This window comes from Caldisphaera lagunensis DSM 15908 (genome assembly GCF_000317795.1).
Classification (GTDB): Archaea; Thermoproteota; Thermoprotei_A; order Sulfolobales; family Acidilobaceae; genus Caldisphaera; species Caldisphaera lagunensis.
The window spans coordinates 1,400,863-1,425,909 of the sequence record NC_019791.1 but is presented as its reverse complement, the minus strand read 5'-3'; the positions used below and the strand labels follow the sequence as shown (position 1 = coordinate 1,425,909).

The following is a 25,047-nucleotide window of genomic DNA, read 5'->3' as shown; positions in this document are numbered from 1 at the left end:
GATTAAAGGAGTTTTTATTAAGATAAATCAGCTCTATTATCATAACTTCTCAGCAAGAAGCTATCATTTAATTTTAAATTATAAACCTAAATCTTGCTAAATCCCAAGTTAATATAGTATTTTTAAATTCTTCTTTAGCCTGTTTTTCAATCTCTAATGCTTCATATCCTTCATATCTTGAACTAATATGACTTAGTATTAGGAGAGATGCTCTAGAATTTTTAGCGTCTAATGCTGCCCTTCTACCTGTACTATGAAAGAATTGATCTGCTTCTTTTTCATTATCATCAGAAAATGTAGATTCATGTATTATAACATCTGAGTCTTTTATGCATTTTATAATGGAATCGCAAGGTTTCGTATCTCCTGTATAACTTATTCTGAAAGGATTTAATCTAATAAGCATCTTATCATCATTTGATTCTATGTACTTTTCAACATCAGGACCTGGAATTATACCTTGTCTTTTCATTTCTTCAACATTTATCCTTGGCCTCAAATTCCATTCTAATGTATAGCAATATGCTTCTCTTGAATGGCATGAAGGGTGCCAATAAACATTTATTTTATCACCCTTTTGATTAAAAATCTCTATTTTTCCTTCTTGGTTTATTTCATATAAATTTATGCTAAATCCTAAATGAGCCCCCTCCACTTCAAGGGTATCTTTAATAAACTTTATTACATCACTAGAAGCAATTATGTTTAATGGTATATTCCTTGTATTCAAATACATTGATTGTAAAAGACCAGGTAATCCATTTATATGATCACCATGACCATGTGTAATTAAAATAGTTGATATTCTAGTTAATGGTATATCAGCCTGCCTAAGTCTATACTGTGTCCCTTCTCCGACATCTAAAAGCACAACATTACCTAACCAATCCCTTATAACATATGAAGCTGTAAACCTATTTTCCCCTGGATATGCTCCTCCTGTTCCAAGTGTTGTTAATTCTATCCATCTTGTCATTTTTATGACCTCTTCCATACCTTGTTAGGTATTGATTTGTTGTACATTTTATCACATTTCTCTTTGCTATCTCAAATTATATAAATATAATGATTTTAAAAATCTTAGCTAATATGTTATTTAATAATAGCATCTTTTATTTTGTTATATTCTTTTTCCCAATCTATCTTAAATCCTATTATTCCAACTATAATAAACAGGGCCGTTAACAATATTGCTACATCTGGCTTGGATATAGAGAAAATATATGATGCCAAGCTAATCACCTTTAATTCTATAAGTATTTCTATTATTGTCTTAGAAAACTTTGCAATCGCCGTAACTAATATCATCTTATATAATGATGCCCTAGCTGCTCCAGCAGCTAAATATAAATAATCGTCAAATGGTAAAACAGGTATTATAGCTAAAATAAACAGTATGATATAAAATAAATACTTATTTGATATTTTTGATATCAAATTAATGTTTTTGTTTTTTGAAAGAGGTTTCCTAAAAATATTTGCCGAATAATATATAATTATTTTAGACAATATTGCCCCAAGAGATGCTATAATTATTAATTCCCAAAAATAGATATAGTTAAGTTGAATTAATATTGTAGCAGTAACAATAGTATATGGAGGACCTCCAAATGGAATTACATTTGATATAAAAGATATCCAAAATACTAGCAAAAAGTAATATAGAATATTATTTACCATTATATCAACTACTCGCTCAATCTACTAACGGTTTCAACCTCTACGTCTTCTACCCCATCAACATTTCTAATTAATGATTCAATTTCTTCAGTTCCACCTTCAGTATTTTCAGGCATTGATACTAATAGAATTAATGCCTTCAGACCAAATGCTACAGGTTCCTCTTTACTATCTATTATCTTATATCCTTCGGGTAAGGATTTCATTATCTCATTCTTTAAATCATTTAACTTAATATCCAAAGAATTTGGCATCACTTTTAACAAAACAGCAACTCTTGCCATATTTATTCACCTAAGGACCAATAAATCCACAATTTGGACATTTATATTGCATTCCTTGCTTTCTGCATTTACTACATCTCCATATCAAAGCCTTTCCACAATTTGGACAATAGAATGCTACTGCTTTCTCTCTGGGATGTATTATCTTACCACAACTTGTACATATTGGAGGTTGAACGGTATCTAGCATATCAAGTTTCTTAATCGCTGTAACTGACATCTCTATTTGCACCTCATATTATTATAAATACAGAGTTTTAAAATCTTGTTATTCATATTTATTTAATTTTAAAAATTATTTTAGAATATTATTTGGAAACTCCATGAGACCCTTCTTTATAAATGATATTTTAGAATTTCCAGGTATCCTTTGTGAAATTTCATTTTCATCTAATGCATTAAAGTAAATCCTTTCCTTTCCATTAAACATTTTTGCAAAACCTTCTTTTAATTCCATTGCTATTTCATGTTGTTTCTTTTCTCCAGGTAAAATTCTAGAGTATACTAATGACCTTTCCTTTACAATATACTCATTTCCTATAATTACAATTGGTAATCCTTCCTTATTGGTAGAAATTCCTAAATATAGTTCCATATTAATTGGTTTTAAAAAGTTCTTTTTCCCGTATATCATAAATGATCCTTTAGCCAAGTATTCACCTGATGGAGGAGATTTGGAAACTTGATTTCCTAAAACCCAATATGCCCCAACGCTTCCCATACCAGCTTTCCATGCTTTACTATATGCAATCGCAATTATTGCTGCATCATTAATATCTTCTTCACCCACATCTTTATTATTAGCAAATAGAACTACAGATGGTGATCCATGTATATCTGCATGAATATAAATATCTTTTTCACTTAAATATTTTTTAACAACGCTTTCATTTTGATCCGCATCTCTACCTCCAATTGCTAAAAAATTATTTCTTGTTAAGATCCAATGATATTTTTCATACCACTCCCTTTTTCTGCTCCTAATTATATTCTTTACTTTTTCCAATTCAATTTTTTCTTCTATTTCATTAAGCTTCTTCATCATATCATCTATAGAGCTTATTGCTTTCTTAGACTTTGATCTTAATTCTCCTGCTTCTCTATAAAGCTTGACTATAGCTTTATCTAGTCCTTCATCAAAATATACTTTTATTAATTCTTCACCAAACTTTATTATAGCATACTTTTCTTTATTATTAATATTTACTATATTTTCATCAGCTTGTTTATTTTTAATTTTTTCTACAATTTTTTCTATTTCAAAATAATTTTGAGCAATAATCTGAGCCTGCTTTTCTAACTTCTCTGCCTCTTCTATATATTTAGAAGATAATGATTTATTTTCTTCTATACTGTGCAATATTTTAGACTTTTCCTCTTCCAATTTACTTCCAATTGCATGAGGTACTATCATGTTAAAATAATCATCTAAGGCCATATCGAAAAATTCATATTCACTCATCTTACCCCCAGTCTCTAATATGCTTTTTGATATAAATGGAGTCGATTGTATTGGTTTTTCATTAACAAAATAAATATATCCCTTTCCTTCCAAGCTCATTTTTATCAATTTCTGTAAATTATCAATCATATTATCGAAAATTTCTTTATTAATAATAGAGGGATTAGCATTTCTTTGTATACCAGATAAATACAAAACTTCTTCAGCTACTTCTCCTGGTAAGTTCATTCCCATAACTAATCCTCTAGTAACATCATTATACTTTGATATCGAATCTATCATTTCTTTATAATCTAATTCCCATGGCTTTTTTTCAATTATTTTTGGAAATTTGTACTTTATTTTAGGCTTTATTTCTCTGTCTTTAAATTTTAAATATTTAGTTGCACCTATTATCTGATCATTTTCATCTACTAATGCCACAACACCTTTTGGTAAAATTTCCACAAATGTTTTTATATTAAAAAATGTAATTTTTATCAATCTATCAAATCCTATTTGTTCTACTGAAGTTATCTTTTGATCCCTTATGTATTTCCTTAATAACAATGCAAATTGTTTATCAACAAACTCACTTGATGGTTTAATTCTATTACTAAAATGAATTCTTAATGAAGGCTCAATAAGAAGTATATCGCTTATTTTAGTCTTAATTTTTAACAATAAATATTGGCCTTCATAATAGGCATTATCTACTCTTTGGTTTATTATTTGCTTACCTGTTGTGTTAATCCATGAATATATATCAAACGAAGACATAGATTTTCTTGCCATATTTATAACCCCATAATTACCAAGTTCTTTCGACCTTCCTATCCTTAAATATCCATTTAAATTTTTCATAAAGTGAACAGTCTAATATAACATCATTTCCCTCTCTTACTATAGATAATCCTTCAAGAGGGTTTTCAGGAGGATTTGGCAAAAACTTTGGCTTTGCTATACCAGAATATATAAATTTTTTATTTATTCTTTTCCACCAATATCTACCATAATATTCATAAATAATTTTTTTCTTATCCGCTTTTGTTTTATATACCTTATGCACAGGCTTTAAATAATAGCTTTTTTTAGATATCTCTGTATTATATAAATATATTTTTTCTTTTATTTCATTTAATATATTAATTATGTCTATGTAACCATCATATACCTTTATCTTGCATGATGGGGGCTCATTCGGCTTTTCCAGTTCACTCCCCAACTAAGGTCACCTCGTCGCAAGGCATTTCATAGCCCCTTTATATAATTAAATTTCCACTTTAATAAAACCATAATATGAAATCCAAGCCGGGGCCGGGATTCGAACCCGGGAAAAACGGGTCTCCATAACGATGGGCATAGCCGCATTATTACTGCAGCCCGCCGCCTTAGACCGCTCGGCCACCCCGGCCCTTGCAATTATTATAGAAATAGTAAAAGATTTTTAAATTTCCTCTACCGATTTGACTATTTTTAATCTCTTTGCGTCAATACAAATATTAACAATATCATTTTCCTTAAATATATCCTTTGAGAATATAACAAAATCATGAGATTTCGTTTTCACTTTATAATTAAAACCTCTTTCAGTAATATTTATTTCTTCTATTTCTCCTTCCAAACTATTTTTACAACATTTATTTTTGCAAATTATTGCATCTTCAGGTCTAAAAACCAAATAGTTATCTTTTATAAAATCATTTCTAAAATCTATTTCATTTAATATATTTTTTATTTCTGAATCTACATTATTTAATAATATAATATTAGAATACCCTAAATATTCAGAAAATTCCTTTGTTTTCGGATTATTAATCATTTCAATAGGATCCCCTTCTTCAATTATTTTACCTTTATACATAAAACCCATTTTTGTAGACAATTCAAAAGCATCTTCAATAAAATGACTTATATGAATTATAGTAGTAGTTTTTGATCTAACAATTATTCTCAGTATTTCTCTTAAGTTTCTTTTTACATTGGGATCTAAGTTTGATAATGGTTCATCTAATAATAAAACCTTTGGTTCAATTACTAATGCCCTCGCTATAGAAACAAGCTGTTGTTGCCCCATGCTTAATTCCTTAGGCTTCTTATTCAATAAATTTTCTATTTTAAGCGTTGAAGCGATTTCCTTAACTTTTCTTTCTCTTTCTTGTTTGTTTAATTTTAACATTTTAAGACCATATTCTATATTAGCCTTAACATCCATGTTATTAAATAAGGAATAATTTTGAGTAACATATCCTATTCTTCTCTTCTCAATAGGCATGTATGTTATATCCTTATCATAAAGCATTATTTTACCGCTTAAAGGTCTATAAAAACCTAAAATCGTTTTTAACAATGTAGTTTTACCGCTTCCATTTGGTCCTGATATGATATAGTATTCATTAGCATCAACATCTAAGTTTATTGGGCCCAATGTAAAGGTATTAACCTTTGTTACCAAATTTCTAATTGATAAGGCCTTCAACTAATGCCTCCTCAAATTTATGATAACCCTAAAGAGAATAAATGCGCTAACTATTATTACAACCAATGCTGCAGAAAACTTAACTGCCTCTATTAAACCTAATCCAACGTAGCTTTCATATATAAAAACTGGAGATGGGTAGACTGTTGTTTTTCCAAAGATTACATAATAAGCAACAATAAACAATGCTCCAGCTTCAGACGTTGCCCTAGCCCACGTTAAAAGTGCACCATTAATTACAGATCTCCAAATATTAGGTAATATAACTGAAAAGAAGGTTCTCATTTGAGATGCCCCTAAACTCCTTGATATTAATTCTAATTCAGGATCTATTGCTTTTATAGATGATTCAACAACTCTAATTGTATACGTTGAAGATAAATAGGAAACAGCCAATGCTGCTCCCAATATTGTATCAATAACATTTATGCCATACTTATGAAAAATTGGGCCTAAACCGTATTGAGATGAAAATGCTAATACTATCATAACTCCAACAATTATGTGCGGTATAACTATTGGAATATCAATTAATGTCTCTATTACTTCTTTAAACCTAAAATTATATCTCGCTATTATATAACCTAATGGAAGACCAAATATTACAGCTGATATAGCTGCACTTGTAGATATTATAAATGTTATATAAATTGCTGTTAGGAATGATTCGTTTTCAAGAGAAGAAATTATACCTTTGCTACCTACAATTATTAATACCACTAATGGATATGCAAAAAACAATAAGAAAAACAAAGAAAAAATTATTGTTAAAATTATAAAAAAATTTATTTCTTTTTTCAAATATATCACTCTATGGAAATATAGTTTCTAAGTTTGTTTGATTTACTGGGACTACATAAGGCTTAATTACAGCAGGAATATCGCTATAATTTCCATAAACTACTCCAGGATAAATTGGATTAATGCCATAGCTCTTTAGAATTTGTTGGCCTAATGGACTATATATAAGTAATATAAAGTTAACTGCAGCCTGTGGGTTCGGCGCATATTTAGGTATCGTTATTGTATAAACAACTGGATTACAAGTAAATGTTTCAGTTTTTCCTAATTCACTCCATGTAACATTTACTTGGTGATAATAATTTACATACGATAAATTACCTAAATTAATCATGGGCGGTAATGTTATGTAAGTTATATTATAACCTTCTTTTTGATATGCTTGAGTTTGAGGAAGCGCGTTTGATAAATATCCTGATAATATAAATTGTACTGAATTGTTTGTTGTCATCAAAGTAAGTAAGTCTATTTCAGTATTTCTCATTTGATATTTGTTTACATTATTATATACTGAATCATACAAATAAGATGAATTTCCAAAATACGTTAAACCTGCTAGCTTTAAAACACATTGAGCTTGATATCCGCTAGGATCTGTAAATGGATTTGATACTCCGACTACAGTTGATGGATTTTCAGCAATTATTGAAAATATTTCTTTCCATGTTTGGTTATATTGACTAGAATTTGGCGGCAAAGTTTGGGCTTGTTGCCATAATTGATAGACTTGTTTTCCAGCACTAGTTTGCAAATCTACTATAATAACCATCTGCGTAACGCCAAAAGCAATTTCATAATCTGCTACATTTGGAAACAGATCTTTAGGTATTGTTGTTGTATCAGCTGATGCGACTATACTAAATTCCTTCGTTGTGTTCTCTGTAGAAGCAACTTCTCCACTACCTTTAAACATAGGCGTACCAACACTTAACTGAGGATAATACTTACTTGTCAAATTTAACAAGCTACCGAATGCAAATTTTAATGTACCTGCTGCACCAACTGCAAATACCGATGTAGAAGTTGTAGTCTTTGTTGTAGTTGTTGTAGTTGTAATATATTGTACAACTTTTCTTGGAAATGATGCATAACCTACTGATATACCTATTACTAGACCTATAATTAAACCTATTATTAGATAAATCCATATATTTTTCATATTTGACCATCCTATATTAAACAATAATATTATTTTATTAATAAATATTGTTATATCGTTTACAAATATAAAAAAAATTTATCTTTTAACTATTTCATTCTTTAAATACTCTTCGATTGCCTTTCTTATTATTTCACTTCTATTACTCTTTGTTTTCAATGTTATTTTATCTAACTCGTAAAGTGTTTCAGTATCTATTCTAAAACTAATTATTCTTAATTCATCGTATCTTTTATTCTGCTCATACATGTTATCACCCAGATATGGGTAATACCTATGAAACTTTTTTGTAACACGAGAACTTTCATAAGTATACCAATGCCTGAAAATAATAAATTTATCACGAAAGTATTCTAAAGAAAAGGTTAAATTTCAAGCATCAATCTCAATAAATTATGGGCCGCCGTAGCTCAGCGGGTTAGAGCGCCGGACTCATACGGCGTTTAACCGAAATCGAAAATGCCTGAGCAATCCGGAGGTCCCGGGTTCAAATCCCGGCGGCGGCATTCCTTAAAATTAAAAAAATTAATAATAGATATTAATAATAGATTTAAGTAAGAATGGAGCATATAGACCTATTATAAGCAATGCTAATGCCGATATTATTAATGCAGCTGTATAACCCTTTCCTACAGTTATATGGTTTTCTCCTTTAGATAATAATTCTCTTGATGCTATAATATAATATACTGCGCTTATTCCACTATTAATTAATGCAATTAATACAAGCCATACGCTATATCCTGATGCTGATAAAAATAGATAGAGTTTTCCCCAAAAACCTAACAATGGAGGTATACCTAATAAACTAAATAATAGGATTGAAGCAGAAATTGCTGCAGCTGGATTTGCTGAAAGCAATCCATGGAGATCACTTAGTTCTCTTTTTGTTTTTCCAACAAATGCGAATAACGGGGTTTTAGCAATTCCATAAGCAATTGATTGTAATGCAACAGCAAATAAGGCAAGCTTTAATAAATTCATATCTGAATTTCCAGCAAAATATGCGGCAGCTGCTATTGCTGCAAAAATATATCCTACTTGTGCCATACTACTATAGGCTAATATTACCTGGAAGTTTCTTGATGTTAATGCTGCAATATTGCCATATATCATACTGGCAACTGCTAAGAATGCAATCAATAATGCAGCATAACTTGCTATACTGGAACTTCCATTAATAGATGAAGCCATAAGTACTATTGCTCTTGTTATAATAGCAATAAAACCTAATTTTATTACACCAGCAACAAATGATATACCTCTTCCATCTCCTCTTCCATATACACTTGGTAGCCACCAATGGAATGGGAACAAACCTACCTTAAAGCCTAAAGCGGCTATTATTAGAAGAATTGATAACCCAGCTAAACTTAAGCCTACTTTAGTTGTTGGTGCTAATGAGGTTAACAAAAAAACGTTTGTGTCTGCCCTTGGTGAAATTGCAAAAACTGCTGCCCAAAATACTAATATTAATGTCCCGATCATTCCAACCATGATATATCTTATTGAAGCTTCCTTACTTTCTTTTCCATCAGGCAATGAAACAAAAACGTAACTAGCAACAGATACTAAGAGCCATGATGCTATTATCATTAATGCATCCGTTGCTCCCGATAAAAAGAATAAACCAAACAATACTAGAGGTATCAAGCTATATAAAGCAGGTCTGCTTGACCACTTTAGTCCATCATTTCCTATAGCGATAATGTATATTATAGATGCAATAGACGCACCCAATAATATTAATGCTGTAAATGAATCTTGAATAACTAAACCATTATAAAATGTTAAATAGTTAGTTAATGATGCATAAAAAGTTAATATAGATACAACGAAAAAGGTACCTATCCCAATAGCTCCTATAGATGCTGGCCAGACACTTTTATCATTCTTTATCCCAAATATGGGTGCGAGTAAACTAGCTGCTAATGTTACATATAAGAAAAATTCAATAATCCCTATTTCCCACATCATTAATCACCAACCAAAGTAAACAACTAATATAACAATACTAATCATTATTATGTAAAGGGCAATCAAATAATCCGTCCTTCCCCTGAAAAATGCTCTTAAGCTCTTAGAGAAAAGCTCTCCAGCCTTTGGTATAACGTAATGATAAAATTGGTCTATAGCAGTATTTATTATTCCCATTAACCATGAAAGTCCCATAAATGAATATAAGAATAGATAATAGATAGCAGAATTAATAAACCATCTATCATAAAGGAATGTATGTAATGATCTAAGAACTGAATTCCTTTCTAGTAATGCCATAAAGTTGTATCTCCTCAAATACAAATAAGATATTATAGCAAAGTCTATTACAATTAAAACTGTTATTATAATTGTTGAAGCGTCTATTACAATATTGTAAACTGGAGTCGCTTGAATTCCTAACGTCTCAAGTATACCTATTTCTAAGCCTTTCCCTGTCCAGAACCATAATATACCTAAAATTAATGCTGCCAACGATAAAATCAGATATGGTGCTAACATTAATACAGGTGCCTCATGCAAATGATGTTCTTTTTCTTTTGATTGATTATAAGATGGTGCATGGAATACCCTTATTATTAACCTTGAGATATAGGCAGCAGTAAAGAATACAGCAAACACAGCAAATAAATAAATGCCTAGATATCCAGTTTTTGCTACGTTTTCTAAAACTAATTCTTTAGCAAAGAATCCGCTAAATGGTGGAATTGCAGCTAAGCTCAGGCCTGCTAACCATATAGAAATTGTCGTTGCCTTCATATATTTAGAAAAGTTACCCATGTCATCTATAAATCTACTTTCTGTTGCATGTAAAGCATAACCTGCTATTAAGAATAATGATGCCTTAAATATTGCATGCGCTAGCAACATTGCAATACCTGCTAATTCTGCATCAGCCATTGCAGAAAAGTTATGTGTTACTACAAACAGTCCTCCTGATGCTACAGCTAATATCATATAACCTAGATACTCAGCAGTTGAATATGCCAAAATTAACTTGAATTCATTGCTAACAATAGCCATTGTTGCCATTATAAATACTGTTGCCACAGCTATTCCAGCTACAATATAGAAATATTGTTGAGTTTGTGTAACTGCTAATGAACCCACTCCTAATGTGCTAGCAGCAATTGCCCCAACGAAGAATATAGGAGCAAAACGTAATATAAAGTAAACTCCAGCCTTAACCATCGTTGCTGCATGTATTAACGCAGAAACTGGTGTAGGACCTGTCATAGCAGTTACTAACCATTCATGGAACGGGAATTGTGCGCTTTTAGCCAATGCCCCTAAGGTAAATATTAATAAAAATGCTGTTAACATACCTTTAGATGCTAGTAGTCCCATCCAAGTTCCAGCTGTTGATTCGATTGTTGGTATACTAAAGCTGTTTGCTATGAAAAACAAAGATGTAAATCCTACAATGAAACCTATATCTCCTACCCTAGTAAACAATATTGCTCTAATTCCGCTTGTGCTTGGCTCAAAATACATTGGAAGTCCTAATGCCTTTCTCTTAGGAACTCCAACCCAATACTCTTCTTCATCTGTATACCAATGACCTATCAATGCATAGCTTGCTAGTCCTGTTCCTTCCCAACCAATAAACATTAATATTAAATTGCTTGCTGTCACTAGTAATAACATGCTACCAACGAAGAATGAAATAAAAAAGAAATATCTTTGGACTCCCCAATCATTTTTCATATATTCTACGCTATAAACAGCTATTAAAAAGCTTAGCCAAGATACTATTGTAGCCATTATTGCGCCGAGGCCATCTAGATAAGTTCCTACTTTAACTTTTAACAGGCTTACCCAATATGTTGATGTTTCTGCAATAATTATTTCATGTTTTATTAAAACATCGTAAAGAGCAACTGTTGATATTATAGAGGAAATAAATATGCTTAATACACTTATTATATTAAAGACTTTTTCATTCCTTACCCCAAATAACCAAAGTAAGGCAAGTATACCTGCTCCTATAAATGGTGAAAGCCATATAGAACTCCATTCAAACCAATTTGAATATACCATAACTGCCATCTATCATCACCTACTTAAAAAAGAAATAATAAAAGATACTATGGAGGTATTTAAATTTGATATTAATGGATTTATTGCTAAGAAAAATATAAAACCAAATATTGCAATACCTAATATAGATAACTTAAATACATCAATTTTTTCTTTAATTTCTATTTTACTTCTAGGTTGTCCATAGAATATTCTTCTCATCATTATAAATGAATACGCTCCTGTCATAGTCAAAGCAACTATTAATAATGCTGTAAAGCCGACAAGAGATGCAAGACTTCTCAACATATAAGATTGAACTAATCCCATAACTATTAATATTTCACTCCACATGCCTACACTAGGAGGTAATCCTGTTAAATTCATAAAACCAAATAATGCTAATGCAGCTGTTAATGGATATTTCTTTGCTAATCCTCCCATCTTAGTTATATCTCTAAGATTGTTTAGCTCTGTAATAAATACACCAGCTGACATGAAAAGTATTGCTTTACCAATTGCATGAGATAAATAAACAAGCATTGCCCCTATTATTCCATATGTTGTTAATGTTGATAACCCTAATAACATATAGCCCATTTGGCTTATGCTTGAATACGCCAAAAACCTCTTAAAGTCTTTTTGCCTTAATGCAACTAATCCTCCATATATAATTGTTATGAAAGCCAAAGTTAGCAAATATGGTCTCCAAGATAGCATAATTGTTGGGAAAAATTGGAAAACAAATCTAGCTATAGCATATCCCGCAAGACCTATTAAATTAGGAGATAACAATGCCGAAATTGGTGTTGGAGCTTCAGCATGAGCATATGGCAACCACATATGAACTCCAAATACTGCCATCTTGACGAAAAGACCTATGAGCATTAATATAGCTATAAGTGTTGCAGCGCTCCCTAACACTGCCTCTTCGGATCCGACAGGAACTAATGAGCCATTAACTAAGTTCATATAATTAAATGAACCTACTATATAGCCGAAATATAAAATTCCTGTTAATAGCAATACTGCCCCTATATGGGTCCATACAAAGTAGAGCAATGATATTTTTCTTCTATCTCCATATCCATAAAACGCTATTGTCAAAAATGAAGAAATTAAAGTACCCTCTAGAAATATATAAAATTCTATTAAGTTGCTTGAGTATGCAATGCCTAGCATTGTAACAGCAAATATATTATATAATAAGGTATATGTACCTAAATTAGGTACTCTTTCACCTTCTTCCTTCATTTCCTCTATTCTTTTTGTCATGTATTTTATTCCATAAAAAGATACAAATGCAGTTACAATTGATATTCCAATTACTATTGGAGCCGATAATCCATCTATGCCTAAATAAAATGTACCAATTTTATACGATGCAAAGTTTACATATATAGGATCGACTATACTGCTTGATAAGCCTCCTGTTGCATAATAATACAATACTAATCCAAGTGGGAATAATAATACAAATCCTGACAAGTATATTAAAGCTTTAACAGCACTATCATATCTACCCAGAAGCCAAGCAAGTATACCGAGAACTATCGGCAACAATAAAGAAATCCATAGTGCAGGTAAAGATAATAACACCATCAAACACCCCCTTCCTCAAGATCTTCAGAGCTCAAAGACTTAGACTCTCTCATATATGCTACTAATATTGATACAACAACTATCACTTCTGCTGAAACAACACTTATAATTATAATTCCAAAATATGTTGCCATTATGGCATTAAAAGAAATTAAAGATAAAATCAATAATAATAAACCATTAAATATTACTTCAATTGATAGCAATTGTCTAAATAAACTTCTCGATGATGTAACACCATAACCTCCAATCCCCATTATTAGTACAGCAGTTATCATTACAACTAAACCTGTTAATTGATCTATAACAATCATTTTTTCTCCCCCCTCCTAGCTATGCTTATAGCTTCAACTAATGTTGCTGCTTGAGCAATTATTATTAATGCAATAACTGGCAAATAATGGGATAAAAGGCCCGATGCCGCTTGAGTTACAGTCACATATTCCGGATATGAATATAAATTGTAAAATTTCCCAGCCAATATTACAATGCCTATTGTAATAGCTATTGCAGCACCTGCTACAAATCCTAAGAATGGTTCCTTAGATTCCTTACGTCCAACTCCTACCATTGATATAGCTATTATTATAAACATAACTGCCGCTCCAACGTAAACCAAAACTAAATAGGCAGAAACTATGCCGAATCCTATTAAAGCAACTAATGCCGCTATTAACGAGGCTAACACTGCTAGCATTGAACTTGCATAAATTAAATCTTTTATTTTTATTACAAAATACGCCGAAATAATAGATCCTACGCCTAATACTAAAGCAAATATAGGCAATAAATCTATTGGATTCATTAGCTAGCACCCCCTTTATCAGCTTGTTTAGGTTGGGGATTATTTGGTTGTGTAGTTTGGGATGTTTGTTGTTGAGGAACTTGTTGCTGAGGTTTAGCTATCTCCTTTTTCTCTTCTTCATATTTTATTTTTACTAATCCTCTTTTTTCATCAAATATATACCTTATTGGTACCCCTTCTTTTGCTGAAACATTTTCTGGCTCTTTCTGGAAGTCTTCTAAAGACAATATCATGTCTTGCATGTTCATATAAACTAAATCATGATATGCCACATGATATAATGCTTCGGTAGGACATACATCAACACAATAACCACAAAATATGCATCTATTATAATTAATTACTGGAAACTTCTTGACCATTTCTTTCTTTAACCTTTTATCAAATACTTTTACCGAGAGCATTTTCATAGCTCTTGCTGGACAAATTCTTGCGCATGATGAACAACTTATGCACTTTTCCTGTATTAAAACTATAAATCCTCTATACCCTTGCCTTAATTTAATATATTCATGTGGGTATAGCAATGTTATTCTATTTGGATCAAAGAAATACTTTAGCCCTACAGCTAAAGCCCCTATATTACCTGCAAACACCCTACCTAATGGATTTTTCTTCGGATTTCTCTTTAATGCAACTTTTGCTGGCATAATAATCACCTCATATTATACCAAAATAGGCCTCAGCTAGACCTAAGCCAAAGGCTGCTAATGTTAAAGGTATTAAAATCTCCCATGCTATTCCTAAAGCCTGATCTACTCTATACCTTCCATAAACACTTCTTAGGAAGCTCATTACAGCCATAATTATTAAAGATTTAATGAAAATTATAAGACTTGGTATGAAGTATCCTGTAATAATTCCTGGTGTTGGTCTATAAGGCGCCCATCCTCCTAAAAAGACTAAAGTAATTAATACGCTAAAAACCCATCTTTTAATATATGCACCACCCATATTTAAGCCATACAATAAACCAGTATACTCAGTATATGGCCCTGCAACCAATTCGCTTTCAGAATCTGGTATTTCAAATGGGAAACCACTTGTTGACATTAGTACTGCGATAAAAACTGCTAATAGAGCCAATGGATTTAATAAACCAAACCATTTGCCTGACATTTGCAAATTGACAATCTGAACTAAGTTAAATGATTGAGTCATTGCTGCCACGGTTAAGAAACCTAAGACAGCTATAAGCTCATATGCTGTTATTATAAATGATTCTCTCAATCCCCCAACAATAGCAAATTTATTATTACTAGCCCATGACATAATAATCACAAACAATGGAGACAACGTACTCAAAGCAACTGCAATCAACAAACTATAATCTGGGGGTATTGGAAAATAGGTCTTTATTGAAGTTATTGGAACTGCATCAAGTGGTAATAAAGCCAATATAATCATTATTATAGGAGATAATATGTATGGTAAAGCATCCACGGTTTCAGGAATTATAATTTCCTGTAATGCATACCTAGTTAAATCTGCAACTAACTGTATAGCCCCTCCAATTCTCGGTGCTATCTCTCTAGGCCCATATCTCATTTGAACAAACGCTGCAGCCTTTCTTTCGAACCAAATAATAATTAATGCAACTATGAGGGCTGCTATTAAGCCAGGTATTATTAAAAACTGATAGACTGGAGGGTAAAATATTATATCATCAATTATTACCCTATATACATAATACCAAACATTCATAAAAATCACCTATCCCATTCTGGTGGGAAATAATCAAAACTACCATATATTGTAGGAAGATCCATTAATCTATGACCAGGCATCAAATACTTAAAAGCAATAACATTTCTAAATGATGGAGAAACTACTCTTACCCTATATGGTAGATCTTTACCATCACTTTCTACATAATATACCATTTCTCCTCTTCCAGCTTCAACTCTTGCAAATGCTTTTCCTGGAGGAACCTTTAATGAGGCAAATAATGGCATTAGTTTAACTCTATATTTACCTGCATAATCTATTTGACCTGAAAACACATCTTTATATAATTTTGGTGCTGTCTTCCAGAATTTTTCATGCATGAAGTTTTCTCTAGGATGTTTTTCTAACCAATCTACTACCTGCTCTATTATATTTAAGCTTTGTTTAATCTCTTCAACTCTGGCCCAAGCTCTTGCTAATGAATCCCCTTCTTCAAAAACTGGAATCTCAAATTCTACATCTCCATAAGCTTCATAAGGTTCGTTAAGTCTTACGTCGTATCTAACTCCGCTAGCTCTTAGGTTAGGTCCAACTATACCTAGCTCTGTTGCCAAGTTTTTAGACATTACTCCAACATTTTCTAATCTACTTCTTATATTAGGATTATTAAGAAATATTTTTGCATATTCGTTCAGCCTATTTCTCATATATTTTGCTGCTTTCCTAGCGTTTTCTGGAAAATCATCTGGTATATCTCTTCTTACCCCTCCAAATACTGGATAAGAATGTGTTAATCTAGCCCCAGTCATTTGTTCAGCTAAATCAACAAAGACCTCTCTATCTCCAAATGCCCACATATATAGGGTTGAATGGCCTAAGAACACTCCAAAGATTCCCATTCCATATAAATGGCTTGCAATTCTGTTTATCTCGCAAAGTAAAGTTCTCAGATATCTTGCTCTTTCTGGAGGTTCAGTTCCTAGCAATCTTTCTACAGCTTGAACATAAGGTAAAGTTATGTTGCATGCATCTAAAATTGCCATCCTTTCAAATAGTGGTATATTCTTTATCCAATCTCTACCTTCTGCAAGTTTTTCCATTGTTCTATGAACAAATCCTATATCAGGATCAACCCTTACCATAATGTCTCCATCAACTTCAACTATTATCCTCATATGCCCAGAACCTGGATGTGCTGGGCCAATGTATACTTCATATGTGTTTTTAGATACCTCTGTCACTTCCATACCAGGCAAATGAGGAACAGAACCACTAGATGTACTAGATTCCATAATTACCACCATTTATTAGCATTATATGCTGCATAATCAACTTCTATATCATCGCTTTCTTCCTTAACAACAAAATCTTTTCTTAAAGGCTTCAATGCAGCTATTACAGGGGTTAACAAAAGCAAGCGTAAATCTGGATGATCATCGAATATTATGCCGAAGAACTCATAAACTTCCCTTTCTTGAAATTCTGCGCTAACCCATATTTTAGATAAGCTGGGTAAATGAGGATTATCTCTATTAATTATTGTAGATAAACCTATAATATATTTTGATAATTCTTCATTTAAATAGCTTGAAATATGATATGTTACCTTAAACTGCTTCTTCGCTATATAATCAATAGCAGTTACTGACTTTACATGATCAAAACCAAAATCTTTTAACTTCTTTGCTGAATCAACTAACTTTTCTGTTGATACTAATACATCGATATACCCTTTTGCTTGTTCTATATTGATTATATTATCCTTTAATACATTTTTAAGTGAATCTTGTATGGAGATCAACTTTTTCACCTCTCCAACCACATAAATCCTCTTTGGGTATAATATTCTTCATATCCTCACGCTTAGATTCAGTAATCCATTTAGAGGCAATAGACTTGTTTCTTAGCAATTTCTGCAACTCAACAATTGCTCTTGAAACTGCTTCTGGTCTAGGAGGACAACCTGGTATATAAACATCAATTGGTATAACTTGCCATGGTCTTACTATATTATAACTATTATAAAATATACCTCCATCCAAAGAACATGCACCCATAGCTACTGCAAACTTTGGATATGGCATTTGATCCCATGTAATTCTAACTGAACAAGCCATTTTTTTGGTAACTGTGCCTTCAACTATAATTAAATTAGTCTGCCTTGGTGAAACCCAAGGGAGTGATCCATATCTTTCATTATCAAATCTTGGACCCCATGCAGCACCTATTTCACATCCGCAACAACTTGTCATTAAATGGACTGGCCATAAGCTAAAGGCATTAGCCCAATCAACCATTTTACCAACTGTTCCTTTTAAAAGCATTTGCTTTGCTTCTTCCGCTACCGTATCTAAATCTGCTAAATAAACCTTACCTTTTTCCTCTCCATTTCCTTTTTCATTTTTACTCATAATAAATCACCTTAATCCAAAATCCAATTTTTAATTCTTTTGGACTCATATGCTGCATATGCTAACAAAGGTGCAAATACTAAAATCAATATTAAGTATAATAAAATTGCGTGAAATATTAATGTTCTAGGAACAATACTTATAAACGTTAGAAGTACTACAGCTGGTTCCATAGCTAAAAACATTACCAAATAACCAAAATATTGAAATGATACCTTGCCTTTACCTACACCCTTAGGAGGATTTGCTGACTCAAATGGTATTTTCTTATATGGCTCTGTTTTTTCAATCTCTGGACTGGCTCTTAAAAGCCATTTTAAAAGGTAAATAACAGCAACTAATAATAATAATACTATAGCAGGAACTATAATCATTGAGTTTGCTGCTATCACTAACGGATTATAGGCAATAGACAAATTAAATCCACCCTTCACGTATCAAATAAGTATTAGGAGTTTTATTTATTCTTTTTGCCTTTACTCTGTATAGTTATTTTTAATTTCACTTTTTTTAACCATACAATTAAAGTTTAAAATTATTTATTTTTTATTTAATTAATTTATATTTCTATAATACAAAATAAATGCCATCTGTGGTATTACTAATCAATGATACTATAGACGAAGCTAACAACACAATTTACTACTTGATGAAGGAGAAACGAGATGGAGGAGTTCGCATAACTGCCTCTTTTGAGTTATGCAAAATCAAAAAAATTACTGTTAACTCCCCAGTTAACAATAAGAAATTATAAAAATTTGAAAAACTTTAGTGCATGAATAATTGATTTCTTCTACATTAAAGGATCTACTAGAGTAATTTATTATTATCCTCATAATTATGATTACATTCATCATGTTAGAATATTAAAAATAATTAAAAAACACTATCATTTTCTAAACTTCACTTCATAAGTTAGGAGTCTTAAGAGTTGTTGATTGTTATTGCTAAGTGTTTTATCACGCTATCTCATACCTCTTAATCAAGAAGTGGATAAATATCATTACTTTAAATTATTATAATAAGAAGGTATTAGAAAATCTTTTTAGAGCAAGGCTTTCAAATTCTTGTAAAAATAAAAGGAAGGCCTATTACACAAACATTGGGGAGAAAATTGGTAGAAAGAGTTCCACCTGAGGCTGAGGCTAAATATAATAAGTATTTGCAATTAAGAGACTCATATAATGTTGTTGTACAAGAAAGAATAAATGCTGAATCTTCTTTAGGAGAAATAGAAAAAGTATTAGAAAAATTACAATCATTGGGACCTGATGCAGAATTATATAAAATGACAGGGTTTGTATTAGTAAAAAGCAGAAAAGAAGATCTACAAAAGGAACTAGAAACAAGAAAAGAAGATCTAGAATTAAAGATTAAGGCACTCAAAAATCAAGAAACAATGATAAAGGAGCAAATAGATAAAATTACAATCGAGCTAAGACAGCTATTATCTGGTATTGGAGGCACACAAACTAAAACAGGTATTGGCGGAGCAGGGAGTTAAAATAGGTAAATCATATTGATAAAGACGAATACAAATAATTTTTTAAATGATTTTATTAATGAATTAAAAAATGGAAATATAGGGATTTCTTTTCATTCAAATGCCGATTTAGATGCAATTGCATCTTCATTAATTACCTATGAATTATGCAAAAGATATAATGAAAAATGTTGTATTGATCTAAAACAAGGTCTCTCAAAAGAATCTATTATTGCTTTAAAGGAGATAAATATAGAAATAAAAAAATGTGATTTTAATTATGACAAACTTATTTTATTAGATAATGCAGGGATTGAACAAGTATCAAATTTAATTTCAAATAAAAATATTCCTTTAATAGTAATAGATCATCATCGTGAGGGAAAGATTTTCCAGATATCAAAACTGTATTATATAGATGACGATGCTTCTTCAACTACCGAAATAGTTTCCTCCTTTGCAAGTAAATTAACCATTAATCTTGATGAAAATATATCAACATTAGGTATATTAGGAATTTTATTTGATAGTAATAGATTGGAAAGAGCAAGCAAAAGTACATTAGAATCGCTACTTTATTTAATGAAAAATGGTGATTATAAAAAAGCGATTTCTATTTACTATAAAATCATCAAAGGAATTGAAGAAGATTTTTCAATTAAAATGGCTAAACTTAAGGGTTTTTCTAGAGCAATAATTGGAAAAGTTTGTAAAGATCTAATAGCTGTAGTGACAGAAATAGGTTCTTATGAATCAATAGTATCTAGGACATTAATACAAAATGGTGCTGATGTTGCATTCACTATTAAGTATAAAGAAGGTGAAGATATAAGGATTTCAATAAGAATTTCAGATAAAGCGATCTCAAAGGGAATAGATGCCTCTAATATTGCAAGAATTGTTGCAGATAAATATAATGGAGAAGGTGGAGGACATATTGGAGCTTCTATAGTTACTATCAAAAATAAAAAACCAATAGAAAAAGAAAAATTTTTCAGTTATTTAGTTAATTTAATAAATGGTATATGCAAAGAAAGTGGATAGAGTTATGGAAACAAAAAAATATAGGGTTTATGCAGATTCGAGAGAAGAAGCTTCTGGAGTTCCGAAAATACTAGAATCATTAGGATTAATGGTTATTAGGAGGCAACTAGAAGAGGGAGATTATCTAATACCGGACAACATAATTATAGAAAGGAAGAGCTCTAATGATTTTGTAAAGTCATTATTTGATGGTAGACTATTTGAACAGGCTAAAAAAATGTCATCAAAATATAATAATATAATATATATTGTGGAGGGTGACTTCAGAAAATCCCTTCTCTTCTATAAAAATAGGGAAAAGCAGATTCAATCTGCATTAATTTCATTAGTATTAGAATATAAAGTCAAAGTCTTATGGAGCTTAGATCAACTCTCAACAGCGGAATACATAGAATCAATAGCAAGAAAATCTGAGCCCTCTAAAGAGGTTAATGAGTCTCCAATACTCAAGAAACCTAAGATAAATGATAATAGGCAATGGCAACTTTACATTTTGCAATCATTTCCAGGAATAGGAGAAAAAAGTGCTGAAAAAATATTAGAGCATTTTGGATCTCTAGAAAAATTTTTTAACTCAAGTTTATCGGAGCTTGCAAACATAATCGGAGAAAAGAAGGCCTCAAAAATTAAAGAATTGATTAAGTTACCATATAAAAAAGATGCTAAAGGAAATAGTAGTCTAGAAAACTATTATAGTAAGGATTGATAACTTGCAGGAAAAAGAGTTCATATCTAGATGGTTTACGTTTAAAGCATATGGCCATAAAAATGTAAGAGCAACTCATAAAACAACTATAGAAATTACTAAAGATGACTATTTGACAACAAGGGGGGATTGTATAATAGGAATTAAATCAGAAGTATCATTAAATGATTTTCCAAAGTGGCTTAAAGAAGATATAAAGAAAGGTAATATGATATTAGTTGTTTTTTGTTCAAAGAAAAATTGCGATAGCTTGATAGGATACGGCGATAGTAATCTAATCCTTAATAATGAAACCAAAATAATATTTAGAAAAAGTAATTATATAGAACCTGCAACTGCTCTAATAAAAAGTAATAAAGCAGCTGCAGATCTTGATAGAAATTTAATTGAAGAACTTAAAAACGGTGGGGAGCTAATTGTTATGATAACAACCATAAATTTTAAAATTTGGTGATAACATGAACAAAAAATATCAAGAAACTAGAATAACTAATGGTTCCTTAATATTATCAATTATAAATAAAATAATATTGAAAATAGAAGATACCTATGATGATAATTATAATTTATTTGATGCTAAAATAGATTATAAAATAAAAGATATTGACTATCTCTTAAAAAAGTTAAAAGATAATGTTATAGATCTCAAAATCAATACACCATGGGATTTTAAAGATCATATAGAGGAGATAAATGATAAAAAAATTATTATTAAAAATGATACAAATCTAAAGAACTACATAAGCATTAAAGATTTATATGATTTTATTCCTTATATCCCATTCCATACAGATCTAAGTATAATAAATTCTTTTACTCAAAAAACCACCTCATCAAATATAGAATATTTATTCCTTTACGATTACAATGGTTATCTTTCTATATTGGAGGGAGAAACACTAAAGGTAAAAATACCATTTATTAAGGTAGCATATAACATGCATTCTCATCCTAATGGACATTGCGGATTCTCTTTACCAGATATCAATAGTGGACTTGATTTGCTATCCGAAGGAGGATTGGCATCTTCAGTTGTTACTGAGAGATGCGCCTTAGTAATGTATCGTCAAGGCCTTGTTATAGAAGATGATTATATAAATATAAAATCAAGAAAATATGAAAACTTGAAGTCTATAAAATTTATTAAAATAGTCTATTAGGGTTAAGGCCCTAACAGATCTTCTAGTTTCGGTGGTCTTGGAGGTAATCCTTTCCTCTCTCTTATTTTCTTAATCAAATCGTCTAATAACGAATCTGGAACTGGAGCCCACCTGCTAAACTCCGTTCCCCAAAACGCTTTACCTGCTGTTGACCCTCTTAATTCTTGAGATATATCAAAGCTCTCTGCAACTGGTATCTCTGCTGTTACAATTGCTTGCAATCCTGATTGTTTAACATCCAATATCTTTCCTCTTTTCTTTGTTACTATTGAAGTTACTGGGCTTAAGTAATCCATGGGAACTTTAATTTCTAGTTTCTGTATTGGTTCAAGTAATGTTGGTTTTGATGTCAACATAGCAGCCCATATAGCATTTCTAACAGCAGGATATATCTGACCTGGACCTCTGTGGACTGGATCTTCGTGTATTTCAGCATCATGAAGTACAACTTTGAGACCTCTTACAGGCTCTGCTGCCAATGGTCCTTCTTTTACCGCTATCCTAAATCCACCTAATATTGTATCCTTCACTTCTTTTAGATATTGAACACCTGATGTTGCATCAATAAATATGTTTATATTTTCATCAATAGACCATATTTTTCTAGCCTCATCATAATCCCAGTTTGCTTTATCTCTTAATATTTTTGCTCTATCCTTAGCATCTTGATCTTCATTAACAAGACCCTTATGGATCAAATCAATTGTCTCATCGTTTAATGGCTCTACACTTATGTAGAATCTATTGTGCTTATTAGGGCTCTTTCCTTCAAACACCTTACTATTCTGTTTAACAGATTCTCTATAAACAACTATTGGTGGCGTAGCCTTTACTTCTACCCCATATAATTCCTTCAGCATCCACATAGCTATTTCTAAATGAAGTTGCCCCATACCTGATATTAGATATTCTCCTGTCTCTTCATTAATTTTCACTACCAAATTTGGATCCTCTAATGTTAACTTTTTAAGAGCGTCTATCATTTTCGGCAAATCTTGTAATTTTGCTGGTTCTATAGCTGATGTTACTACAGGTTCACTAATATAATGAAGTTGCTCGAATGGTGCAGCTTGTGATTTGTATGATACTTCAACAAGTGTTTCTCCAGACTTTAGGCCTTCTATACCCATCAATGCACCTATGTTACCTGCGGGAATCTTAGCTGTTAATTCTCTAAATGGCCCCATATATAGGCTTACCTGTAAAATTCTCCCAGTACGATCACTCGAAACGATGTAAACTTCTTTACCAGGCTCTAACGTACCTGAAAATACTCTACCAGTTGCTACAATTCCGGCTTTTTCTACCTTAATAGCATTTGCATAAAATACTAGAGGCCCGTTTGGATCTGATTCCATCATAGCCTTACCTAAATCTGAATCAAGATTTCCCTTCCATATCTTTGGTATTCTATACTTCTGTGCTTCTTTAGGATTTGGTATAAACTTTACTACCATATTTAATAATGCATCCCAAATAGGTGCCTTCTTAAATAGCTCTACTACCTTATCTTTATTATTAGAAGAATATGCATCTATTATATTTTGAAAAGTTATGCCCTTCTTTGTAGCATCAGGCACTGTTAAAGCCCATTTGTCTTTTGCGCTACCAAATGCAACATTACCTTCAGCAGGATTTATTTTCCATTTATTTTTAAATTCAGGCTCAGCATACATATCAATCAAATTGTTAACATCTTTAATTATTTCTACAAATCTTTCTTGTATTTGCTGAGGTCCGAACTTTAGTTCTTTTATTAATCTATCAACCTTGTTAATGAATAAAACTGGTTTAACCCTTTCCTCTAATGCTTGCCTTAAAACAGTTTCGGTTTGTGTCATAACGCCTTCCGCTGAATCTACAACAACGATTCCTCCATCCAATACTCTAAGACTTCTTGTTACCATACCTGTAAAGTCTACATGTCCCGGAGTATCAATTAAGTTAATGACGTATGGTTTTCCATTATATTCATGATATAAGCTTGCATTAGCCGCTTTAACTGTCATTTCTCTTTCTTTTTCTACGTTAAGGTAGTCTAAAAGCAGAGCATCTCCTGCAACTCTTTCTGAAATAATTCCTGCTCCTGCTAATAATGTATCGCTAGTTGTTGTTTTACCATGATCTACATGGGCTATAACACCTATATTTCTTACTTGCTCTATGTTAGCCATTATTTTTTCTATTTCTGAAATTACTTTTACTCTGGCGCCCATTTTTTTCACCCACTTCTTTTGATAAAGAAGAGATTAAGGGTTAAAAAATAATATTATTTTTTGTTTGATTAAGAAAGTTTTTTAAAAATGA

27 protein-coding genes and 2 tRNA genes are annotated in these 25,047 nt (G+C 31.4%); 6 read left to right on the top strand and 23 right to left on the bottom strand.

Annotation, left to right across the window (positions count from 1 at the left end; genetic code table 11):
• Positions 1 to 73: 73 nt before the first annotated feature.
• The 11 genes from CALAG_RS07085 to ccr1 form a co-directional block, all read right to left on the bottom strand.
• On the bottom strand, positions 74 to 976 hold the full coding sequence (locus CALAG_RS07085) for a ribonuclease Z (RefSeq protein ID WP_015233051.1): 903 nt from the start codon (positions 974 to 976) through the stop codon (positions 74 to 76).
• A gap of 116 nt (positions 977 to 1,092) precedes the next feature.
• A complete protein-coding gene (locus CALAG_RS07080; protein WP_172633888.1) occupies positions 1,093 to 1,653 on the bottom strand; it encodes a VTT domain-containing protein in 561 nt (186 codons plus the stop codon).
• 35 nt (positions 1,654 to 1,688) lie between these two features.
• Complete coding sequence (locus CALAG_RS07075) at positions 1,689 to 1,964, bottom strand: elongation factor 1-beta (protein WP_015233049.1); 276 nt, start codon at positions 1,962 to 1,964, stop codon at positions 1,689 to 1,691.
• 10 nt (positions 1,965 to 1,974) lie between these two features.
• Positions 1,975 to 2,184, bottom strand: a complete 210-nt coding sequence (locus CALAG_RS07070; protein ID WP_015233048.1) for a zinc finger domain-containing protein — start codon at positions 2,182 to 2,184, stop codon at positions 1,975 to 1,977.
• 75 nt (positions 2,185 to 2,259) lie between these two features.
• Entirely contained in the window at positions 2,260 to 4,200 is a 1,941-nt protein-coding gene (gene rqcH, locus CALAG_RS07065) for a ribosome rescue protein RqcH (RefSeq protein WP_172633887.1), read from the bottom strand.
• 16 nt (positions 4,201 to 4,216) lie between these two features.
• Positions 4,217 to 4,630, bottom strand: coding sequence for a UBP family nucleoid-associated protein (ubp, locus tag CALAG_RS07060; RefSeq protein ID WP_015233046.1), 414 nt, complete (start codon positions 4,628 to 4,630; stop codon positions 4,217 to 4,219).
• An 84-nt stretch (positions 4,631 to 4,714) separates the two neighbouring features.
• A tRNA-Cys gene (locus tag CALAG_RS07055) sits at positions 4,715 to 4,819 on the bottom strand.
• Positions 4,820 to 4,852: 33 nt separating this feature from the next.
• A complete protein-coding gene (locus CALAG_RS07050) occupies positions 4,853 to 5,884 on the bottom strand; it encodes an ATP-binding cassette domain-containing protein (protein WP_015233045.1) in 1,032 nt (343 codons plus the stop codon).
• The gene (locus tag CALAG_RS07045; protein WP_425393259.1) at positions 5,885 to 6,694 is read right to left on the bottom strand and encodes an ABC transporter permease; all 810 of its coding nucleotides are present in this window, start codon (positions 6,692 to 6,694) and stop codon (positions 5,885 to 5,887) included.
• 1 nt (position 6,695) lies between these two features.
• Complete coding sequence (locus CALAG_RS07040) at positions 6,696 to 7,844, bottom strand: substrate-binding domain-containing protein (RefSeq protein ID WP_015233043.1); 1,149 nt, start codon at positions 7,842 to 7,844, stop codon at positions 6,696 to 6,698.
• A 78-nt stretch (positions 7,845 to 7,922) separates the two neighbouring features.
• Positions 7,923 to 8,093: an aCcr1 family cell cycle regulator gene (ccr1, locus tag CALAG_RS07035; RefSeq protein ID WP_015233042.1), complete on the bottom strand. Its 171-nt coding sequence runs from the start codon at positions 8,091 to 8,093 to the stop codon at positions 7,923 to 7,925.
• A gap of 150 nt (positions 8,094 to 8,243) precedes the next feature.
• Here ccr1 and CALAG_RS07030 point away from each other — a divergent pair.
• Positions 8,244 to 8,350: transfer RNA gene (locus CALAG_RS07030), tRNA-Met, on the top strand.
• A 19-nt stretch (positions 8,351 to 8,369) separates the two neighbouring features.
• Here the strand turns inward: CALAG_RS07030 and nuoN are convergent.
• From nuoN to CALAG_RS06975, 11 genes are read right to left on the bottom strand one after another with little or no spacing between them, the layout of a single operon-like run.
• A complete protein-coding gene (gene nuoN, locus CALAG_RS07025; protein ID WP_015233041.1) occupies positions 8,370 to 9,818 on the bottom strand; it encodes an NADH-quinone oxidoreductase subunit NuoN in 1,449 nt (482 codons plus the stop codon).
• A gap of 6 nt (positions 9,819 to 9,824) precedes the next feature.
• Positions 9,825 to 11,891 carry an NADH-quinone oxidoreductase subunit 5 family protein gene (locus CALAG_RS07020; protein ID WP_015233040.1) on the bottom strand — a complete coding sequence of 689 codons (2,067 nt, stop codon included), beginning with the start codon at positions 11,889 to 11,891 and terminating at the stop codon, positions 9,825 to 9,827.
• Between the two features lie 6 nt (positions 11,892 to 11,897).
• Positions 11,898 to 13,463, bottom strand: coding sequence for a complex I subunit 4 family protein (locus tag CALAG_RS07015; protein ID WP_245529238.1), 1,566 nt, complete (start codon positions 13,461 to 13,463; stop codon positions 11,898 to 11,900).
• Positions 13,463 to 13,777: an NADH-quinone oxidoreductase subunit K gene (locus tag CALAG_RS07010; protein WP_015233038.1), complete on the bottom strand. Its 315-nt coding sequence runs from the start codon at positions 13,775 to 13,777 to the stop codon at positions 13,463 to 13,465. Before CALAG_RS07010 ends, CALAG_RS07015 begins: the two co-directional genes overlap by 1 nt.
• Positions 13,774 to 14,268: an NADH-quinone oxidoreductase subunit J family protein gene (locus CALAG_RS07005; RefSeq protein WP_015233037.1), complete on the bottom strand. Its 495-nt coding sequence runs from the start codon at positions 14,266 to 14,268 to the stop codon at positions 13,774 to 13,776. Before CALAG_RS07005 ends, CALAG_RS07010 begins: the two co-directional genes overlap by 4 nt.
• Positions 14,268 to 14,918 carry an NADH-quinone oxidoreductase subunit NuoI gene (gene nuoI, locus CALAG_RS07000; RefSeq protein WP_015233036.1) on the bottom strand — a complete coding sequence of 217 codons (651 nt, stop codon included), beginning with the start codon at positions 14,916 to 14,918 and terminating at the stop codon, positions 14,268 to 14,270. Before nuoI ends, CALAG_RS07005 begins: the two co-directional genes overlap by 1 nt.
• Positions 14,919 to 14,928: 10 nt before the next feature.
• Complete coding sequence (gene nuoH / locus CALAG_RS06995) at positions 14,929 to 15,972, bottom strand: NADH-quinone oxidoreductase subunit NuoH (RefSeq protein ID WP_015233035.1); 1,044 nt, start codon at positions 15,970 to 15,972, stop codon at positions 14,929 to 14,931.
• A 5-nt stretch (positions 15,973 to 15,977) separates the two neighbouring features.
• Positions 15,978 to 17,228 carry an NADH-quinone oxidoreductase subunit D gene (locus tag CALAG_RS06990; protein ID WP_015233034.1) on the bottom strand — a complete coding sequence of 417 codons (1,251 nt, stop codon included), beginning with the start codon at positions 17,226 to 17,228 and terminating at the stop codon, positions 15,978 to 15,980.
• Between the two features lie 2 nt (positions 17,229 to 17,230).
• Entirely contained in the window at positions 17,231 to 17,746 is a 516-nt protein-coding gene (locus CALAG_RS06985) for an NADH-quinone oxidoreductase subunit C (protein WP_157463227.1), read from the bottom strand.
• A complete protein-coding gene (locus CALAG_RS06980; RefSeq protein WP_015233032.1) occupies positions 17,712 to 18,347 on the bottom strand; it encodes an NADH-quinone oxidoreductase subunit B in 636 nt (211 codons plus the stop codon). The genes CALAG_RS06985 and CALAG_RS06980 overlap by 35 nt, the downstream gene beginning before the upstream one ends.
• An 11-nt stretch (positions 18,348 to 18,358) precedes the next feature.
• Entirely contained in the window at positions 18,359 to 18,763 is a 405-nt protein-coding gene (locus CALAG_RS06975; protein ID WP_015233031.1) for an NADH dehydrogenase subunit 3, read from the bottom strand.
• 698 nt (positions 18,764 to 19,461) lie between these two features.
• On the opposite strand from CALAG_RS06975, the gene CALAG_RS06970 reads away from it, so the two are divergent.
• Genes CALAG_RS06970 through CALAG_RS06950 form a run of 5 tightly spaced genes read left to right on the top strand, consistent with a single transcriptional unit; the run spans position 19,462 to position 22,740 of the window.
• Positions 19,462 to 19,851 carry a prefoldin subunit beta gene (locus CALAG_RS06970; protein WP_015233030.1) on the top strand — a complete coding sequence of 130 codons (390 nt, stop codon included), beginning with the start codon at positions 19,462 to 19,464 and terminating at the stop codon, positions 19,849 to 19,851.
• A 15-nt stretch (positions 19,852 to 19,866) separates the two neighbouring features.
• Complete coding sequence (locus tag CALAG_RS06965; protein WP_015233029.1) at positions 19,867 to 20,874, top strand: DHH family phosphoesterase; 1,008 nt, start codon at positions 19,867 to 19,869, stop codon at positions 20,872 to 20,874.
• Positions 20,875 to 20,878: 4 nt separating this feature from the next.
• Complete coding sequence (locus tag CALAG_RS06960) at positions 20,879 to 21,580, top strand: ERCC4 domain-containing protein (RefSeq protein ID WP_172633886.1); 702 nt, start codon at positions 20,879 to 20,881, stop codon at positions 21,578 to 21,580.
• 4 nt (positions 21,581 to 21,584) lie between these two features.
• Entirely contained in the window at positions 21,585 to 22,034 is a 450-nt protein-coding gene (locus CALAG_RS06955; RefSeq protein WP_015233027.1) for a DUF371 domain-containing protein, read from the top strand.
• A gap of 4 nt (positions 22,035 to 22,038) precedes the next feature.
• Positions 22,039 to 22,740 carry a hypothetical protein gene (locus CALAG_RS06950; RefSeq protein WP_015233026.1) on the top strand — a complete coding sequence of 234 codons (702 nt, stop codon included), beginning with the start codon at positions 22,039 to 22,041 and terminating at the stop codon, positions 22,738 to 22,740.
• A 2-nt stretch (positions 22,741 to 22,742) separates the two neighbouring features.
• On the opposite strand, the gene CALAG_RS06945 is transcribed toward CALAG_RS06950, so the two are convergent.
• Positions 22,743 to 24,956 (bottom strand): elongation factor EF-2, encoded by a 2,214-nt coding sequence (locus CALAG_RS06945; protein WP_048816829.1) that lies wholly within the window; start codon positions 24,954 to 24,956, stop codon positions 22,743 to 22,745.
• Positions 24,957 to 25,047: the final 91 nt, after the last annotated feature.

Excerpts from the sequence above, each read along its gene's own strand:
- CALAG_RS07085 (WP_015233051.1), bottom strand. The coding sequence starts at position 976 with ATGACAAGATGGATAGAATTAACAACACTTGGAACAGGAGGAGCATAT.
- CALAG_RS07010 (WP_015233038.1), bottom strand. The coding sequence starts at position 13,777 with ATGATTGTTATAGATCAATTAACAGGTTTAGTTGTAATGATAACTGCT.
- CALAG_RS07005 (WP_015233037.1), bottom strand. The coding sequence starts at position 14,268 with ATGAATCCAATAGATTTATTGCCTATATTTGCTTTAGTATTAGGCGTA.
- CALAG_RS06945 (WP_048816829.1), bottom strand. The coding sequence starts at position 24,956 with ATGGGCGCCAGAGTAAAAGTAATTTCAGAAATAGAAAAAATAATGGCT.
- CALAG_RS06980 (WP_015233032.1), bottom strand. The coding sequence starts at position 18,347 with ATGAGTAAAAATGAAAAAGGAAATGGAGAGGAAAAAGGTAAGGTTTAT.
- nuoH (WP_015233035.1), bottom strand. The coding sequence starts at position 15,972 with ATGAATGTTTGGTATTATGTATATAGGGTAATAATTGATGATATAATA.
- CALAG_RS07040 (WP_015233043.1), bottom strand. The coding sequence starts at position 7,844 with ATGAAAAATATATGGATTTATCTAATAATAGGTTTAATTATAGGTCTA.
- CALAG_RS07015 (WP_245529238.1), bottom strand. The coding sequence starts at position 13,463 with ATGGTGTTATTATCTTTACCTGCACTATGGATTTCTTTATTGTTGCCG.
- nuoI (WP_015233036.1), bottom strand. The coding sequence starts at position 14,918 with ATGCCAGCAAAAGTTGCATTAAAGAGAAATCCGAAGAAAAATCCATTA.
- CALAG_RS07020 (WP_015233040.1), bottom strand. The coding sequence starts at position 11,891 with ATGGCAGTTATGGTATATTCAAATTGGTTTGAATGGAGTTCTATATGG.
- nuoN (WP_015233041.1), bottom strand. The coding sequence starts at position 9,818 with ATGTGGGAAATAGGGATTATTGAATTTTTCTTATATGTAACATTAGCA.
- CALAG_RS07070 (WP_015233048.1), bottom strand. The coding sequence starts at position 2,184 with ATGTCAGTTACAGCGATTAAGAAACTTGATATGCTAGATACCGTTCAA.
- CALAG_RS06950 (WP_015233026.1), top strand. The coding sequence starts at position 22,039 with ATGAACAAAAAATATCAAGAAACTAGAATAACTAATGGTTCCTTAATA.
- CALAG_RS06960 (WP_172633886.1), top strand. The coding sequence starts at position 20,879 with ATGGAAACAAAAAAATATAGGGTTTATGCAGATTCGAGAGAAGAAGCT.
- CALAG_RS06990 (WP_015233034.1), bottom strand. The coding sequence starts at position 17,228 with ATGGAATCTAGTACATCTAGTGGTTCTGTTCCTCATTTGCCTGGTATG.
- CALAG_RS07075 (WP_015233049.1), bottom strand. The coding sequence starts at position 1,964 with ATGGCAAGAGTTGCTGTTTTGTTAAAAGTGATGCCAAATTCTTTGGAT.
- rqcH (WP_172633887.1), bottom strand. The coding sequence starts at position 4,200 with ATGGCAAGAAAATCTATGTCTTCGTTTGATATATATTCATGGATTAAC.
- ccr1 (WP_015233042.1), bottom strand. The coding sequence starts at position 8,093 with ATGTATGAGCAGAATAAAAGATACGATGAATTAAGAATAATTAGTTTT.